The organism is Pseudomonas sp. 3HC3 (assembly GCF_044904505.1).
Lineage (GTDB): Bacteria > Pseudomonadota > Gammaproteobacteria > Pseudomonadales > Pseudomonadaceae > Aquipseudomonas > Aquipseudomonas putida_Y.
In genome coordinates this window covers 66,808-83,068 of record NZ_JADDRH010000007.1, presented here as the reverse complement: position 1 = coordinate 83,068, position 16,261 = coordinate 66,808, and the positions used below count along the sequence as shown (strand labels likewise).

Annotated in this window: 12 protein-coding genes; 5 read left to right on the top strand and 7 right to left on the bottom strand. The window is 60.6% G+C overall.

Going from position 1 to position 16,261, the window contains the following annotated elements:
* Positions 1 to 240 precede the first annotated feature (240 nt).
* From INQ47_RS12980 to INQ47_RS12965, 4 genes are all read left to right on the top strand, one after another.
* On the top strand, positions 241 to 558 hold the full coding sequence (locus INQ47_RS12980) for a hypothetical protein (protein WP_003256033.1): 318 nt from the start codon (positions 241 to 243) through the stop codon (positions 556 to 558).
* A gap of 8 nt (positions 559 to 566) precedes the next feature.
* A complete protein-coding gene (locus INQ47_RS12975; RefSeq protein ID WP_012271937.1) occupies positions 567 to 767 on the top strand; it encodes a DUF1289 domain-containing protein in 201 nt (66 codons plus the stop codon).
* 49 nt (positions 768 to 816) lie between these two features.
* Positions 817 to 1,458, top strand: a complete 642-nt coding sequence (locus INQ47_RS12970; RefSeq protein WP_252460167.1) for a LysE family translocator — start codon at positions 817 to 819, stop codon at positions 1,456 to 1,458.
* Positions 1,459 to 1,665: 207 nt separating this feature from the next.
* Positions 1,666 to 2,454 (top strand): substrate-binding periplasmic protein, encoded by a 789-nt coding sequence (locus INQ47_RS12965; protein ID WP_404701835.1) that lies wholly within the window; start codon positions 1,666 to 1,668, stop codon positions 2,452 to 2,454.
* Between the two features lie 68 nt (positions 2,455 to 2,522).
* Here INQ47_RS12965 and INQ47_RS12960 read toward each other — a convergent pair whose 3' ends face one another.
* From INQ47_RS12960 to INQ47_RS12950, 3 genes are read right to left on the bottom strand one after another with little or no spacing between them, the layout of a single operon-like run.
* Positions 2,523 to 3,866 carry a c-type cytochrome gene (locus tag INQ47_RS12960; protein ID WP_404701834.1) on the bottom strand — a complete coding sequence of 448 codons (1,344 nt, stop codon included), beginning with the start codon at positions 3,864 to 3,866 and terminating at the stop codon, positions 2,523 to 2,525.
* A 16-nt stretch (positions 3,867 to 3,882) separates the two neighbouring features.
* Complete coding sequence (locus INQ47_RS12955) at positions 3,883 to 6,135, bottom strand: molybdopterin cofactor-binding domain-containing protein (RefSeq protein ID WP_404701833.1); 2,253 nt, start codon at positions 6,133 to 6,135, stop codon at positions 3,883 to 3,885.
* Positions 6,135 to 6,590, bottom strand: a complete 456-nt coding sequence (locus INQ47_RS12950; RefSeq protein WP_176685723.1) for a (2Fe-2S)-binding protein — start codon at positions 6,588 to 6,590, stop codon at positions 6,135 to 6,137. Before INQ47_RS12950 ends, INQ47_RS12955 begins: the two co-directional genes overlap by 1 nt.
* 267 nt (positions 6,591 to 6,857) lie before the next feature.
* Between INQ47_RS12950 and INQ47_RS12945 the strand changes: the two genes are divergently transcribed.
* On the top strand, positions 6,858 to 9,044 hold the full coding sequence (locus INQ47_RS12945; protein WP_209966721.1) for an OsmC domain/YcaO domain-containing protein: 2,187 nt from the start codon (positions 6,858 to 6,860) through the stop codon (positions 9,042 to 9,044).
* A gap of 209 nt (positions 9,045 to 9,253) precedes the next feature.
* Here the strand turns inward: INQ47_RS12945 and INQ47_RS12940 are convergent, their stop codons facing one another.
* Genes INQ47_RS12940 through INQ47_RS12925 form a run of 4 tightly spaced genes read right to left on the bottom strand, consistent with a single transcriptional unit; the run spans position 9,254 to position 16,208 of the window.
* Complete coding sequence (locus tag INQ47_RS12940) at positions 9,254 to 10,132, bottom strand: DUF6708 domain-containing protein (RefSeq protein WP_404701832.1); 879 nt, start codon at positions 10,130 to 10,132, stop codon at positions 9,254 to 9,256.
* 4 nt (positions 10,133 to 10,136) lie between these two features.
* Complete coding sequence (locus INQ47_RS12935; RefSeq protein WP_404701831.1) at positions 10,137 to 13,127, bottom strand: T6SS effector BTH_I2691 family protein; 2,991 nt, start codon at positions 13,125 to 13,127, stop codon at positions 10,137 to 10,139.
* Positions 13,120 to 14,043, bottom strand: coding sequence for a DUF4123 domain-containing protein (locus INQ47_RS12930; protein WP_209966715.1), 924 nt, complete (start codon positions 14,041 to 14,043; stop codon positions 13,120 to 13,122). The genes INQ47_RS12935 and INQ47_RS12930 overlap by 8 nt, the downstream gene beginning before the upstream one ends.
* A complete protein-coding gene (locus INQ47_RS12925; protein WP_404701830.1) occupies positions 14,040 to 16,208 on the bottom strand; it encodes a type VI secretion system Vgr family protein in 2,169 nt (722 codons plus the stop codon). Before INQ47_RS12925 ends, INQ47_RS12930 begins: the two co-directional genes overlap by 4 nt.
* Positions 16,209 to 16,261 lie beyond the last annotated feature (53 nt).

Here is a 16,261-nt window from a genome sequence, read left to right as displayed (position 1 = left end):
CTCGGCGGGGTGGATTGCTGGCGGGATTATCCTGCGCAGCAGATGGCGGCTCATGTCCCCATAACGTCCTGGGGCGTCCATTGCGCGACTTGGCAAATACTTTTAGTTCTGGGGGCAGTGGCCCTTTCTGCCTCGGCTTCTGGTACCCTGATGGGCATAACCCGGGCCCGCACATACGAGCATCGTAGAAGCGCTGCTGCTTGCGGGCCTGGCCGCACCAGGAAACGGAGATTCGTCATAATGGCCACTGACCGTGTGAGCCTGATTCATTTCGATAAATTGAGCATGAGCCCAGCCGCTGCCGATCGGTTCCAGAAAGCCCTCGACGCGCTGGAAGCGCTCAAGCTGCAGGACCGTTACGTGTATCTCATCGCTCCCTATCTGGGTGATATCGCTGACGCCTCCGACGCCGAGCAACTGGCCACAGCCCTGGAGCAGGGCTTGCGCGTGGTCGAAGAGTTGCTGGCAGCCAGGTCGGTAACCAAGGTCAAGGCCGAAGAAGTGCGTCAGGTGTTCCACAGCGCGGGTGAACGTGCGCGGGCAGAACTGCCTGGCTGAGTAGTGGCATGGCCAAAGACATCGACAACCCCTGCGTCTCGTTATGCCAGCTCAACAGCGAACTGTGCGTGAGCTGCGGCCGTACCCGTGACGAAATCCGCAAGTGGCGGGGCATGAAGAGGCCCGAGAAAATGGCCACTGTGCAGCGGGCGGCGACGCGAATGAAGGCTATCGCCAAGAAGGCGGCAAAGCGGCAGAATGCCGACTGAACCTGCCCAGAATTGACGCAGCCTTTCCTGATTGTCTGACGAGCCTGAAATGGATTCTCACTCGCTATTCGCATTCACCCTGGTCGCCGCTATCGCGATCGCCAGCCCCGGCCCTGCCACCTTGATGGCTATCAACAACAGCCTTGCCCATGGTCAGCGCAGCGCGATCTGGTCGTCGCTGGGCAATGGCACGGGCCTGTTCTGTTTGTCGGCTGCAGCAATGCTGGGGCTAGGCGCACTGCTGGCCAGTTCTGAAGTACTGTTCAATGTCGTGAAGGTTCTGGGGGCGGGCTACCTGTTCTACCTGGGGGCGCGACAACTGCTGAAGAAGAGCCCGATGCTGGGGCAGGGTGCCGCAGAGAGTACGGCCAAGGTGCGCCCCTCGCCGCTGAAGCTGTTCAAATCGGCCTTCCTCACTGCAGTAACCAACCCCAAGGCAACCCTGTTCTTTACTGCACTGTTCCCGCAGTTCATCGACCAAGGGGCTGCATTGTTGCCACAGTTTCTGACCTTGACCGGGATCTTCGTGGCCTTGTCGCTGACTTCGCTGAGCGTGTATGCCGCTTTGGCTGCGCGGGCCAAGGGTGTGCTGACCCGGCCGTCGCTGTCGCGCTGGGTGAGCCGGGTGGTGGGCACCACCTTTATCGGTTTTGGCGCGGCGATCCTGGCGATGCGGCGGCAGGGAGGCTGAAAAGCCCAAGTTGTCGCCGGCCGTGCAGGCCCTCGCTGTCTGTCCTTCGGCAGATTTTTCTACTGGACGATGAAAGGCTCGTCTGCGGGTTGTTGATGGTCCAGACTATCTACAGCGCGCGGATGATAGCTGCAGGCGACCAGAGTAGGTGGCAGCCTTGGGCTACTACGCCGGGTCGCCGGGTGTTTCATGTGCCGAGGGTCTTGGATGATCGAGCGTCGCTTTCGCCACGCCTTGCTCATGGTGTGCCTGTCGCTGCTGCCTCTGGCTGCGGTAGCGGATGATGCATGCCTACGGTTGACCGCCACAGGCAACTCGGAATACCCCCCATACCTGTGGCGCGATCCGCTAAACCCTCAACAGTTGATCGGGGCCAATGCCGACTTGCTCAAGTACCTGGGCAAGCAGTTGGGCCTGGAAATAGAGGTGGTTTACGCCGGGCCGTGGTCGCGAGCCCAGGAAGAAGTGCGCACCGGGCGGATCGACTTGATGGCCGGGTATTTCCTGACCGAAGCGCGCCGGCAGCATGTGGACTACATTACCCCGCCGTTCTTGCGCACACCCAGCGTCATCTGGGTGCGCCAGGACAATGCCTTTGCCTACCAGCAATGGGCCGACCTCAAAGGCCGCAAGGGTGGCACTCTGGTCAACAACAGCCACGGCCAACAGTTCGATGAATACGCCCAGGCCAATCTCACCCTCGAGGCAGTGCCCAGTGCCAGGCAGGCGTTCGAGAAGCTGATGCACAAACGCAGCGATTACGTGGTGTACGAGCAGTATCCTGGCATGGCGCTGGCGCGCACGTTGGGCATCGCAGCCACTGTGCAGGTGTTGCAGCCACCCGTCTCCAGCGAAGGGTTGTACCTGGCAATCTCACGAGAGTCGCCCTGCAACCGGCCATCGCTGCGTGAGGCGCTGGCCCGGGAGATGGCGAAGATCGTTGGCGGGGCCTTGCCAGAGCAGTGGTTGAAACAGAACCTGGAACGGTGGCAGTGACAGATTAACTCAAGTGCTGCACAGTCTTTGTGGGAGCAGCCTTGTGTCGGTACATGTACCCCTCCAATTCAACGCATATGCAAGATGATGGGGCTGCTGCTGGCCGGGTCAGTATGCCCACGCAGCTTACCTACCGCCTGCGCATCCACCGCACCACCCTGATTGCCCCAGGCTGTACGCACAAAGCCAAGCACGTCGGCAATCTCCTGATCACTCAGCTGTTCGCGGAAAGCCGGCATGCGATAGGCGTCCGGCACCCCAGCAGCCACCACCCGCTGCGAACCATTAAGTGTGATATTGATTGCCGAGGCGTTCTCCTTGGCCAGTGCCGAGGTCGCTCCGGCCAATGGCGGCATCCACTTGTCCTGGCCCTTGCCGTCCAGGCCGTGGCAGGAGGCACAGCGTGTCACGTAGGTGCGGGCTCCTGGGCTGTCCAACCGTATAGCTACCGATTCGGCTTGGTATTGCCATGGCTCGCCGTCACGTTGGGGGTCGCCGGGCAGCGACTTCAGGTAGTGGGCGATGGCGGCCAGGTCGTCGTCATGCATGAATTGCGTGGAGTTGTTGAACGCCTCTGTCATCGAGCCGAATACCACTGCATGCCGGTTGCGCCCGGTCTTCAGGAACTGCGCGATCTCCGCCTCGCTCCAGCGCCCGAGCCCTGTGTTGTGGTCGGCGCGCAGGCTGGGTGCATACCAGCCGTCGAGCAGTGCACCGGACAGGAACTGCTTGCCGCTGTCATCCAGCGCCTTTTCATTGAAGGCCAGGCCGCGTGGCGTGTGGCAACTGCCGCAGTGTCCGGGGCCCTGGACGATATAGGCGCCACGGTTCCACTGCGCATCCTGCCCGGTCTTGTCGGTGTAAGGCGTGGTGGCGGCAAATAGGCCGTTCCACACGGCAATGGGCCAGCGCAGGTTCAGCGGCCAGGGGATGTCGCTGGCCAAGTTGGCCTGCCGCGCCGGTTGCACACCGTGCATGAAGAACGCATACAGCGCCTTGACGTCATCATCGCTGAGCTTGGCGTAGGACGGGTAAGGCATAGCTGGGTACAACCGCCGGCCACCGGGCGCGACCCCCTGGCGCACGGCGCGGTCGAAGTCGGCCAGGGTGTAGTTACCGATACCGTTGTCGCGGTCAGGGGTGATGTTGGTGGCGTGGATCGCCCCCAGTGGAGTGGCCATTTCCAGCCCGCCGGCGAACGGTTTGCCATCTGGCAGGCTATGGCAGGCCACGCAGTCACTGAGCCGGGCCACGTATTCGCCGCGGCTGACCAGCGCCGGGTCGGCAACAGTGGCCTGCGCATCGGCAAACGGCGATGCGGGTTCGCGTGTGACATACCAGGCCAGCAGGCCCGCCGCGACCAGGCACGGCAGCGCGAGCCAGCCGGTGGTTCTTGCGAAACGATGGGTCATGAGGCGTCCCTTGCGATCAGCTGAAGGTGTGGCGGCTCAATGGCAAACTGCGCACGCGCTGGCCGGTGAGCTGCGCGACCGCGTTGGCCACCGCCGGGGCCACGGCGGGTAGCGGTGGTTCGCCGATGCCGCCCATCTTCGCCCCGCTTTCGATGATGCGCACATGCACCCGGGCCATGCGCGAAGGCGGCAGGATCGGGTACAGGTCGTAGTTGCGCGCGCGCGGTTTGCCATCCACGTACACCGCTTCTTCCACCAGCGTCTGCGACAGGCCGAGGGCGACGGCGCCATTGACCTGATGCTCGATGATCGCCGGGTTGACGATGCTGCCAGGGTCGATGGCTTGCCAGATGTCGTGCACCTTGACCTGGCCGTTGTCGATCGAAACCTCGGCAATGACCGCAGCCTCCGAGCCGAACGGTGAGGCCATGGCCACGCCGCGTGCACGCTTGCTGCCGTCCTCGGCGGTGAACGGCCCGCGCTTCCAGCCGCCGGACAAGTCGGCCACAGCGTTCAGCAGGTTGGTCAGGCGCGGGTTGTCGCGCAGCAGGTGCAGGCGCAGCTCAAACGGGTCCTTGCCACCTTTATCAGCCAGTTCGTCGAGGAATGATTCGTAGAAGAAGTCGTTCAGCGAGTTACCTACCGAGCGCCAGTAACCGAGCATGGCCGGACCTTTGACATAGATCTGGGCAATGCGCTTGTTGGCGATGGCGTAGGACTTGCCTGACAGCCCCTCAAGCGCGGTCGGGTCGATCTTCTCCCCTTGTTTACCAGCAAGGGCCTCGGTTGGGCCTTCGGTGGCGCTTACCGCTTCGAGCGCCACCGGCATGCCGTCGGCATCCAGCCCGGCGCGGAACTTCACCACTGCGACGGGGCGCAGCACATCGCGCAGAAATTCCTCCTCGCGGCTCCAGATAAGCTTCACCGGCCGGCCAACCGCCTTTGCCAGGGCAATGGCCTGCGGGTAGGGGTTGGCAGAGTCGTACAGGAAGTGGCGGCCAAAGAAGCCGCCCAGCAGCGGCGAGTGCAGGTTGATTTGTGCAGGCTCCAGGCCGGTGCGTCTGGCAATGTCGTCACGGAACATGTCCGGGGCCTGGTTGGGTAGCCAGATGTCGAGGCTGCCGTCCGGGTTGAAGCGGGCGAGGGCGGACGGTGGCTCCAGCTGGGCATGGTTCAGGTACTGGTTGTGGTAGCTGGCCTCGACCTTGGTCTTGGCGTTGGCCAAGGCGCCGGCAATATCGCCTTCGTTCTCTTCATCGCGGGACGGCCCTTGCACCGTCGCAAGGTGTTCGCGCCAGGCGTCGCTGGAAAAATCGGCCGGCATCGGTCGCACTTTGCTGTCGGCGGCCGGCTCTTTCCAGTCCACCTGAATCGCCTCCACTGCACGCTTGGCGTGCCACCAGCGCTCGGCAACCACGGCCACGGCGCCTGGCAGCTGATGCACCGAATGTACGCCTTTCATGGCCTTGACCTGGTCTTCGTTGCGCAGGCTGCCGACCGTCATGCCCAGGCGCGGTGCATGCTGCACGGCAGCGTGGAGCATGCCGTCGACTTTGATGTCGATGCAGTACTGGGCCTTGCCGGTGGACTTGTCGTAGGCATCCAGGCGGCGTACGGGCTTTCCTATCCAGCGAAACTGGCTGGGGTCGCGCAGCTTGACGCTGGCCGGGTCGGGCACCGGCAGGTCCATGGCGCGACCGGCCAGCTCACCGTAGGTTACGGAACGTCCGGTCGTAGTATGTACCACGTTACCCGGCGTGGTAGAAAGCTCATCGACCGGTACACCCAGGTGTTCGGCGCCCGCCTGCAGCAGCATGCCCCGGGCGAGCGCGCCCAGGCGGCGCATGGTCGGGTAGCTCATGCGCACCGACATGCTGCCACCGGTGATGCGCATGCCGTTCTCCATCACCACGTAGGCTTCGCCCGGTGGTGCGCTATCGACCACGAAATGGGCCGGGTCGACATCCAGCTCTTCACCCACAATCTGCGCCATGGCGGTGAAAGGGCCTTGCCCGCCTTCCATGAAGGGGCTCAACAGGCGCACCGTGCCATCCGGGCGAATCTCCAGAAATGCAGGCACCTGGGTGCCGCGTTCCGTAGTTGCCGCGGCGGCGGCTGCCTGCACGCGGGCCGAACCCATGGGTAAGCCGAAACCTAGTACCAGGGCACCGACTGCGGTGCCCGCAAGAAAGCGCCTACGTGACAGGTTGACCGTTTCGCCCAACTGCAGCCTGAGCAGTTCGGCAGGCGTATCGACTGGCGTGTTCATCAGGCCTGCTCCCCCTGGGCCAGCTCATGCACGGCGGCATGGATAGCGTTGTAGGTGCCGCAGCGGCACAGGTTGACCATGGCTGCATCGATCTGCGCATCGCTGGGTTTTGGCGTGTGCTTGAGCAGCGCCGTGGCCGCCATTACCTGGCCGGACTGGCAATAGCCGCATTGAGCCACCTGGTGCTCGACCCAGGCGGTGACTACCCGTTTACCGACGGGGTCGGCCTCGATCGCCTCGATGGTGGTGACCTCGCGCCCCACCACACCGGCCACCGGGGTAACGCAGGCGCGCACCACATTGCCGTCCACCAGCACCGAACAGGCGCCGCACTGGGCCAAGCCGCAGCCATACTTGGTACCGGTCAGCCCCAAGTCATCGCGAATTACCCACAGCAGGGGCGTGTCGGCGTCCGCCTCGACCTGATAGGTCTTCTGGTTGATGCGTAGTTCCATGGTTTCACCTGCCCGTCACGGTTGTTGTCGCTGTGTTTCTGCATGGGGAATACGTTGTCCCCCGGTGCAGAAACGCTAGCACAGGAGGATGACCGCTGGTCTGGTGGCGGGGGTGGCTTCAGAGAATCAGGCAAGTAATCCGGCGGAATACGCAAGCCAGCTTCGAAAAATCAAGCCTGCGGTCGGCGTTGAACAGGACTTGCGCAACGAAAACCCGGATAATGCCGGCCAATTTCGTTTTGCACGCTTAAATCACGGTAATCCCGCATGGAAATCAAGGTCAATTTTCTCGACAATCTCCGTCTCGAAGCCAAATTCGATGACTTCACGGTGATCGCCGACCAACCTATCCGCTACAAAGGCGATGGTTCGGCCCCAGGCCCTTTCGACTATTTCCTGGCGTCTTCGGCCTTGTGCGCGGCTTACTTCGTCAAGCTGTACTGCCAGACCCGCGATATTCCCACCGAAAACATCCGCCTGTCGCAAAATAACATCGTCGACCCGGAAAACCGCTACAACCAGATCTTCAAGATCCAGGTCGAACTGCCCGAGGACATCTCCGACAAGGACCGCCAGGGCATCCTGCGCTCCATCGACCGCTGCACGGTGAAAAAGGTGGTGCAGACCGGCCCTGAGTTCGTGATCGAAGTGGTCGACAACCTCGATGCCGATGCCCAGGGGCTGCTGATGCCGGTGTCGGACACCAGCACCTATATCCCCGGCAAGGACCTGCCGCTGGAGCAGACCATTGCCAACATGTCGGGCATTCTTGCCGGGCTGGGGATGAAGATCGAGATCGCCTCGTGGCGCAACATTGTGCCCAACGTCTGGTCGCTGCACGTACGCGATGCGCAGTCGCCGATGTGCTTTACCAACGGTAAAGGGGCCACCAAGGAGGCTGCGCTGGCCTCGGCGCTGGGCGAGTTCATCGAGCGCCTCAACTGCAACTTCTTCTACAACGACCAGTTCTGGGGCGAAGACCTGGCCAATGCGTCGTTCGTGCACTACCCGAACGAGCAGTGGTTCAAGCCGGGCCCGCGCGACGCGTTGCCGGCCGAGATCCTCGATGAGCACTGCCTGGCGATCTACAACCCTGACGGGGAGCTGCGTGGTTCGCACCTGTATGACACCAACTCGGGTAACACGGCGCGGGGCATCTGTTCGCTGCCGTTCGTGCGCCAGTCCGACCAGCAGGTGGTGTACTTCCCGTCCAACCTGATCGAAAACCTGTTCCTCAGCAATGGCATGAGTGCGGGCAACACCTTGGCTGAGGCGCAGGTGCAGTGCCTGTCGGAAATCTTCGAGCGCGCGGTGAAGCGCGAAATCCTCGAAGGCGAGTTGTGCCTGCCGGACGTGCCGCAAGAGGTGCTGGCCAAATACCCGGCGATCCTCGCTGGCATCCAGGGCCTGGAAGAGCAAGGGTTCCCGGTGCTGGTCAAGGATGCGTCGCTGGGGGGCGAGTTCCCGGTCATGTGCGTGACCTTGATGAACCCGCGCACGGGTGGCGTGTTTGCCTCGTTCGGTGCCCACCCGAGCCTGGAAGTGGCGCTGGAGCGCAGCCTCACCGAACTGCTGCAGGGCCGCAGCTTCGAAGGCCTGAACGACCTGCCGCAACCCACCTTCGAAAGCCACGCGCTGACCGAGCCGAACAACTTCGTCGAGCATTTCATCGACTCTAGCGGCGTGGTGTCGTGGCGCTTCTTCAGCGCCAAGTCCGACTTCGAATTCGTCGAGTGGGACTTCTCCGGGCACGGCGAGGACTCCAACCAGCAGGAGGCCGCGACCCTGTTCGGCATCCTCGAAGACCTGGGCAAGGAAGTGTACATGGCGGTGTACGACAACCTTGGTGCCACCGCGTGCCGTATCCTGGTACCGGGCTATTCGGAAATCTACCCCGTCGAGGACCTGATCTGGGACAACACCAACCGCGCTTTGTCGTTCCGTGCCGACATCCTCAACCTGCACAGCCTCGACAGCCGCTCGCTGAAGCTGCTGCTCAAGCGCCTGGACAACTGCGATGTGGATGACTACACCACCATCACCACGCTGATTGGTGTGGAGTTCGACGAGAACACAGTGTGGGGCCAACTGACCATTCTCGAACTGAAGTTGCTGATCTGCCTCGCGGTGCAGCGTTTCGAGGACGCCAAGGAACTGGTCGAGGCATTCTTGCAGTTCAACGACAACACCGTAGACCGCGGCCTGTTCTACCAGGCGCTGAACGTGGTGCTGGAAGTGCAGCTGGATGACGAACTGGAGATGGATGACTACGAAGCCAACTTCCGCCGTATGTTCGGCAATGCGCGCATGGACGCGGTATTGGGTTCGGTGGACGGCAGTGTGCGCTTCCATGGCCTGACCCCGACCAGCATGAAGCTCGAAGGCCTTGATCGCCACCTGCGCCTGATCGACAGCTACAAGAAGCTGCACGCGGCCCGGGCCAAGTTCGCCTGACAGGCGCTGCGCCCAATCATCGCCGGCAAGCCAGCGCCACAGGTATTGCACCGCTCTTGAGATTTGTGCCGAACCTGTGGACGCTGGCTTGCCTGCGATAAGTCAGGAGCCGTCCTGCAGCCCTTTGATCTGGGCGCCATCCCCATTCTGTCTTGCCGCGTTGCCATCCAGGCGCATAGCGTTCTCTTCCTATCCACTTCAGGTGGTGACTATTCGGGCTTGGCAGGCCCACCTTCGAAAGCCTCCGCCGGTGGTGGCGCTGCACGGACATTGAAAAGCTTGCAGACACAGTACCAACAGAGAGCGACGGTCAGGTTGTAGGGGAACAGCACCGCCCAGAACGGCAATTGCCAGTTCTTTTTGCCCTGTATTTCACCGGGCTCACCGGTTCGCCAAGGGGCGTAGTGGCGCCAGGCTTCTGCCGGGGTCAGGCAGATGGCGTGCAGTGGCTTGTGCCACCAGTTGGGTTCACCGGGCGGGGGGAGTTTGTCCGGGCCGTGGTCCATGAAGTGGCGGAGGTATTCCCATACCTCGGCTACATGCTTGACGCCGGGTTCGGTGGGTTCGTTGCTGTCGACCCAGAGGCAGTCTTTTTGATGCAGGCTGCCGTCTTCGCGGCGGGGGGCGAAGGCGAGGGCATAGCTGGTAGTGAAGGAGGAGCCGCCGAATTCTGTGCGACTGAAAAGACCGCCTGCGACTTGGCTCCAGTCAAATATTATGAGTTTTTTGAATCGCTTATAGTAGATTTTCTTTGTGTGTCGATTTAAATATATGTTCGATAAGTTTTTTATGAAAAGTATTCTGTAGGCTAAGAATGGGGTAAAAATAAAGGGGAGTGAGATCAGGATGGCAACGAAAATGTCGCCGCCGTTGATTGAGTAGTCTATATTTTCATTAATGAGATTGTAGCATGATAATATCCAGGTGAATAGAAACATGGCAGTGTAGATTTTTCCCATGAATACAGAGTCGGACACCCAAGGGTTGCGCAGGCATAAGTGTGAACTGGTTGTTTGAATAAGTTGTCCGGAAATTTTTGGCTTGAATCCTGAATTGTGGGCTTGATTAAAAAGCCAGATAGTCGCCATAGGTTTAGCGTTCCAGATGAATAGTGGTAGTAGAAGGAGTGTCGTCATCCAGTCCTTGGTTGACATAGTAGTTAATCGTTAGAGTGGCAGACCTGATTTGTCTAGCATCAGTTTTGTAATGAAGTAATAAACCTGCTTGGGTGATATGGCAGTCAGGGGTTATTTGGAGTGGGGTTGTCTGCCTGTCGAGATTCTGGCTTACTAAACTCCCTGACCATTCGCTTTGACCTACTACGAATTCTGGTAAAAGTATAGTTAGCTCGAGTGTTGCGTTTTGTTTAGTGACCTGGGTATGGATAATTGTTGCCCAGTCAGGTGTTGGCCATTTGTTATTTATATCCAAATGTGTCGTTAGGGCGCCTAAGCCGAGCTGCTCAGAGTACGGTGCCAACAATGCTTTCGGTGAGAAAAATTCAATCTGCCATGACTTGATTTCTTCGTGAATGTGGCGAAAGGGTGGCAATTTTTTATCAAAGTCTAACTTTATATTCTCCCGTATTTCTCCATCGTTTTCCCTTGTCCCGAAGATGCTTCTGCTGGCCCATAATTCTAAAGGGCTGTGAAGGCGGGAGTGAGCTTTTGAGTAGAGGAATAGACCTCCACCGATCAAAGTTGCTCCGATCAGGGCGATTCCAGCTGCTGTCCAGCCTGCAAAGGGAATGAGGACTGTCGTGCCTGCGATGGCAAGGCTTCCTTCTAGAACAAGAATCGAACCTAAAGCAGTAGTCGCGCTGGCGGCCGCTGTATATAAGCCTGAAATAAGATTGCCGTTCTGCCATTGACGTACTGCCTTAAAAATATCTGAGGAAAACCCAATTATTATTGCCGGGTAGCCTGATGCTCGCGCGAAAAGATTACTCGTCAGAAAGTTGATGATGCCGTTACCAAAGGCCATGCCTGGCGCCGTTGAGATCCACTTCAACATCATGGCCTTTTGCGTCGCCCGCACGCTGACCAATGTCGCCGCCGCTGCACCGATCACCCCGAAAACAGATGAAGCGAACCCCAGGGTGTATTCCGGTGCATCGCTCTTCTGCAGGCTGCTGTAGGCCGTCTTGAGCGACAAGATGTTGAACCACAGCATCCCTGCGTTTAAACCACCACCACCGCCTGAGGTGAGTAACCCAAGGAAGTTAGGTTTCGCACGCGCAGTGGTGGTCAGCTCGATGGACACCGTGCGGCTGCCCGAGATGCGCAACGCTTTCATCTCTTCAACCTGCGCCATGCCGCTCTTCAAATACCGCTGCACCTCCTGGCTAAATGGATTTTCCGTAATGGCCTGCTCGGTGATTCGATAGCGCGCCGCCAGCAACCCCAGTGCTTTCTCGGCATTGGCCTCACGCGCTGCCAGCAACACTTGCTGGCGCAGGCCATGGCTGGCATCCCAGCGGGTCTGGCCACGCAGGCGCTTGAGCACCACGGTATTGACCGACTGGGCGGTGAGGTCGGTGATATCCGCCATGGCCGGGAAGCGACCAGCCAGCCCTTCGATCACGTTGTCGCTGGCGCCGAACAAGGAGCCGATGGCGTCGGCCTTGTCCTTGAACGGATTGAACGGCGCCAAGGCGGTGTAAAGCGGGCTGTCGTGCTGGTCCAGCCATTGCTCCAGGCGTTTGAAACGCCGGTCATGATCTTCGGTGCCGGGTGTCGGCTGGCCCATTGGGTGAATCAGCAACGCCAGTGAGATTTCCAGACCGCGGGCGGAGGTGCGTTCGTTGCGGTCGTAACAGGCCAAGGCGGCTGCCAGGCTGTAGGGGTTATCGATGTGTTGGGATTCGGCCGTCGCCAGCCAGGCGTCATGATCGTTGCTGGCTTGCAAGGCCAGGTTGCGCAGGGCGGCAATGCGCCGTTCCAGCGCGTCGCGTTCGGCGAGGAAACGCCGGTATTTGTCGACATCGAGGCGCTGTGCCAGGCGCGCGCCATTGGGGGAATAATCTTCATGGGTGAGGGCCTGGAAGTGTGACTCGGCCGGTGACAGGGCGGGCCCCCGGCGTGACGTGCCAAGCCTGAACGCGGCCAGTTCTGGTGAGGGAGCATCCGCCGGGTACAGGCTTTCCAGCGTCTTGTTCAGCAGCATGGCGACCAGGTTGCGATGGTGAAAGTCGCGGCTCTGCGGGCTGAGCTGCTCGGCATCCAGCCGGTAGCATGCCGGCACGCGCTCCTGCTCGGGAGGTTGGGCGGGTTTTGTGTGTTCCAGTTGCTCGGCCGGCATCAGGTCACGCAGTTGATGCTGGTAGGCCGAGACCGACAGGCTCAGGTCCAGGGCCATGCCTTCGGCATCGGCGAGCGCCACTACCACCGGCACTTTCGGTTGGGTCCAGGGGTAGTGGCGGGCGATGGCAGTGAGGTTGCTGATGGGCAAGGTTTCGGTGATCGGGTCGCTGCTCCAGGTCAGCGGCATGCGCCGCTCTGTCGGCTTGAAGTCTTCGACCCAGGTTTGCAGGGCGCTCACTGGCAACACATGGGGCTGGGTGGACGGCGCTTGGTTGCCGCTCACCAGCTCGGCCATGTCCAGCTGGCGCATGTGCCGTTTGCGCAGGGCTGGCGAACCGGTGATACGGGCGGTGATGGCGTTGGTCCACAGGTGCGGACTGTAGCCGATCCACACTTCCTTGGCGGATTCCTGACAGGTGTCGGCCCACACCCAGCCGGTGCTCTGGCCGGACAGGTAGCGCTCACGGCGGTGGTAGTCCTCCAGCCCTTGGTAGCGCAGCTCCTTGTAGAGGCCCGTGCCGACGTGCTCGTGAATGACCAGCTTTTCGCCCTGAGGGCCTTTCATGAACACGTAGACATAACCTGGGCGCAAAGCGCGGAGGGTGTAGGCCGAGTGCTGCAGCGGAGTGAAGCCTTGTTCCAGGTTGAAGCCTGCATCGGCATAGCGGCAGGCGGGGGCGTCGCCGGTGCGGGGTACGATGGCGTAGCGCACTGGCAGGATGGGCACGCGTGCGCTGCAGGCAGGGCCGGAGGTGGCGCGGCTGACGGAGGCGTTAGTCATGGGCAGGCTCCTTGCTTTCGACCAGTGCCTGGAGCTCGCGAAGGCGGGCCTGCGGCGACTCTTCGAGGTTGGTGTAGATTTTTCCCGCCTTGTCATTGCTCATCAGCCACATGTGCCCGGCTATCAGCCGAATGAATTGGCCCGCAACTTCCTCGCTCCGGAAATTGAGGGCTGTCAGTTGCGGCAGGAGTGTTTCTATCCAGAGGCGTATGTCCGCCAAGGTATGGTGGGCATGGGGCGGCATGGCCAGGACCTCATGCGCCAATGAGAGGACAAAGTGCTCGTGCATGCCTGCTTGCAGCCGATCAAGTTCAAGCTGCTGGAGGGTTAAAGGCAGTGCTGATTTTGAGCGGGCAGCAATCGGCTTGTTTTCGTGTGTTTTCCACTCATGAGCCGGCCCCCAGTTGACTCGCCATGCCAACCGAGACACCGGGCCAAGCCAGGCCTTGCGATGGTCGTCGTCCAGCGCATTCAGCCAGGCTGCCAGATGGTCCGGTGTGACATGGTGAGTGGCAACGCTCTGGTCAGGGAGCACGACCTGCACCAGGCTGGTGAAGTGGTCTGCCAGCGCTGCCAGGCCAACCTCGGCATCCAGCGCGATGGCGCCACCGATAGGCATCCAGGTCGTGATTGCATGGGCAAGCAGCTCGTGAGCGTCTGCAACGTCCACCAGCAAAGGCCCAAACTCATGACGGTCATCCAGGGCGCTGCTCTTCCATAACCATGCCTTTTGAGTATTCCGGCTGACAGCGTTTATAAGGTCGAGTACCGATGGGGCATAAGCAGGAACCAGTTCACCTTCCTGCGGGATGGGCCGATAGGCCCAGTTCTCGATTGCACTGGTCATGAGCAGCAGAAAGCGGCAGTTGTGAGCGAAGTCTTCGCTACGCGGAGGAGGTGATGACAAGGTGGTCATTGGACTTGCCCTCGGATACAGCGGCAATCGGGCAGGGGGCAGGAGCCATCAGGGCGGCGCCCACACAGGCGCTCCAGCGGCTTGCCAGTGTTCGGTGCACTGCTGATGGAAAAGGGGCTTGTCGTCCCATTTGCCGACTTGAGCATCTGGCCGGTGATGCGAATCGTCGGGCTGTCCAGCGTGATGCCTGTTTCGTCGATTCGAATGGAGCCCCCTGGGCCTTGAATGACCACGGCTTCCGATGCTCGAAGTTCATAACGGCGGGTACGTCTGCGGATATCCCCGCGAGCTTCCAGCTCGGCATGCCCTTCGACCCGTTGTTCGAAGTTGCCACCGATACGGGTGTGGTGATTGGCGGCGATCTGATCGTGACGGTGATTGCCGATGTTTTCGACACGGTCCTTGGCGATCCTGATCGTGTGGTTTCTACCGATGTCGAGCGCGGCATCCTGCCCAATGGTGATGCGCTCGTCATTGCCAACCGTTTCCGTACGGTCGTGGCCGATCAGGATCGATTCGTCGTTATCGACCTGCTCTTTGCGGTCATTGCCGACCTGCGTAGTCTCATCGTGCTTGACCACATTGTTCTGGTCCCTCTGGGCATGAATGAACACTTCCTCCTGGCCCAGTTCGTCCTCGAAGCGCAGCTCGTTGAAGCCATCGCCCTTGTGGGTCTGGCTCTTGATGGTCATGCGGGTCTTGTGGCGGGGAAGGTCGTAGGGTGGCAGCTGGTTACCGCAGTAAGTACGGCCGGTGATCATCGGCTGATCGGGGTCGCCGTTGACGTAGTGGATGATCACGTCCTGGCCGATCCGTGGGATGGCCATCGAGCCCCAGCTGCCGCCGGCCCAGCCTTGGGATACGCGTACCCAGCAGGAGCTGAACGCGTTGTCCTGGCTTTCTCTGTCCCAGGGGAAGCTGACCTTGACCCGGCCCCATTCGTCGCAGTAGATCTCTTCACCGGGCGGCCCGACCACAGTGGCCATGTGCGGGCCGTCAACGCGTGGTTTGGGCAACGGAGCTGGGCGCCACTCGGTTCTGCCTGGCACCAGTACCGCTTTTTGCTCGTAACGTGTGCCCTGGTCGGCCCCGGCAGCTTCTTCCTGCAGGCTGGTGAACTGGCTGCCTTCGTGGCGGACCGTGCTGACCCGCCAATGCACATTCAGGTCTTCGCGTGGGTGGCCGGTCAGGGTGAAGCTAAGGCCCGGTTGAAGGCGCACATCGTTGCCTTGCACCTCGGCAATGCGCACGTCGTGGCGCAGGCCAGTGATGCGGTTTTCGGTGAACGGCTTGCCAACGGCATCGCGTTTGTAACGGCCGGGGTAGTCGAAGCACTCATAATCCGTGGACTGGTGCTCAAGATAGGGGCCCGAGGCCCTGTGTTCCTGACGATAGGCTGGGTGGGTGAACGTGTAGTCGCGTTGAACCTGCCGTGCAGTACGCACTTGTTCGCTGTAGCGCAAGCGCCGTAGGCAAGGTTGAGCCTGGTCGCCGCCGTGGTTGGAATGGTACAGCACGGTGTCCGGGGCTGACGGTTCACGTTCACGGTAGAAGCGTTCGGCGTCGTCCTCGTGTTTGATGACACCGTGACTTATCAGACCGAGGGACTGCAGCCGATCGGTAATGATCAGCTTATGGCGCTTTTCGTTGTGCTCGAAGCGGTAGACCAAGCCTTCTTCGGCCGCCAGGCGGGCGATGAAGTCGAGGTCGTTTTCGCCGGCTTGTACGCAGAATTCGCGCACCTGATGGTCCATGCTGGCGCGTAGTTCGTACTGGTCGATGCCCTGGCGCTTGAGCATCAGCTCGAGAATTTGCGGAACGGTCTTGTGCTGGAAGATGCGCCAGTTCGAGCGCAGCCTGGCGCGGGCCAGTTGCGGTTCGACCAAGGCGTGATAGTAAGTGCGGTAGAAGCCACTCTCGCCCTGGCTGAAGCTGCTGACAAGGCCGTGCACGTACCGTACCGGGCGTTCTCCGTCCAAGATGGTGAAGAGCACGGGTTTGTCGAGCAAATGGCCGAAGTCGATATCGTTTTCGAAGCTGATCAGTTTCAGCTCCAGTTCAAAGGGTGCGCTGATACCCTCTCGGAGTTCGAACGACACCACTTCGAATTCAGCTTTGCCAACCAGCGGCTGGAAGCTGTAACGCACGTCAGATTGGCTAGGCATACACGATCCTTGTCCGCCGTCTGAATATTCGAAAAGCCCAGGCAGAGCACGCC

Bases quoted from the DNA above. Each gene is read 5' to 3' on its own strand.
- INQ47_RS12980 (WP_003256033.1), top strand. From the start codon at position 241: ATGGCCACTGACCGTGTGAGCCTGATTCATTTCGATAAATTGAGCATG.
- INQ47_RS12975 (WP_012271937.1), top strand. From the start codon at position 567: ATGGCCAAAGACATCGACAACCCCTGCGTCTCGTTATGCCAGCTCAAC.
- INQ47_RS12970 (WP_252460167.1), top strand. From the start codon at position 817: ATGGATTCTCACTCGCTATTCGCATTCACCCTGGTCGCCGCTATCGCG.
- INQ47_RS12965 (WP_404701835.1), top strand. From the start codon at position 1,666: ATGATCGAGCGTCGCTTTCGCCACGCCTTGCTCATGGTGTGCCTGTCG.
- INQ47_RS12960 (WP_404701834.1), bottom strand. From the start codon at position 3,866: ATGACCCATCGTTTCGCAAGAACCACCGGCTGGCTCGCGCTGCCGTGC.
- INQ47_RS12955 (WP_404701833.1), bottom strand. From the start codon at position 6,135: ATGAACACGCCAGTCGATACGCCTGCCGAACTGCTCAGGCTGCAGTTG.
- INQ47_RS12950 (WP_176685723.1), bottom strand. From the start codon at position 6,590: ATGGAACTACGCATCAACCAGAAGACCTATCAGGTCGAGGCGGACGCC.
- INQ47_RS12945 (WP_209966721.1), top strand. From the start codon at position 6,858: ATGGAAATCAAGGTCAATTTTCTCGACAATCTCCGTCTCGAAGCCAAA.
- INQ47_RS12940 (WP_404701832.1), bottom strand. From the start codon at position 10,132: ATGGCGACTATCTGGCTTTTTAATCAAGCCCACAATTCAGGATTCAAG.
- INQ47_RS12935 (WP_404701831.1), bottom strand. From the start codon at position 13,127: ATGACTAACGCCTCCGTCAGCCGCGCCACCTCCGGCCCTGCCTGCAGC.
- INQ47_RS12930 (WP_209966715.1), bottom strand. From the start codon at position 14,043: ATGACCACCTTGTCATCACCTCCTCCGCGTAGCGAAGACTTCGCTCAC.
- INQ47_RS12925 (WP_404701830.1), bottom strand. From the start codon at position 16,208: ATGCCTAGCCAATCTGACGTGCGTTACAGCTTCCAGCCGCTGGTTGGC.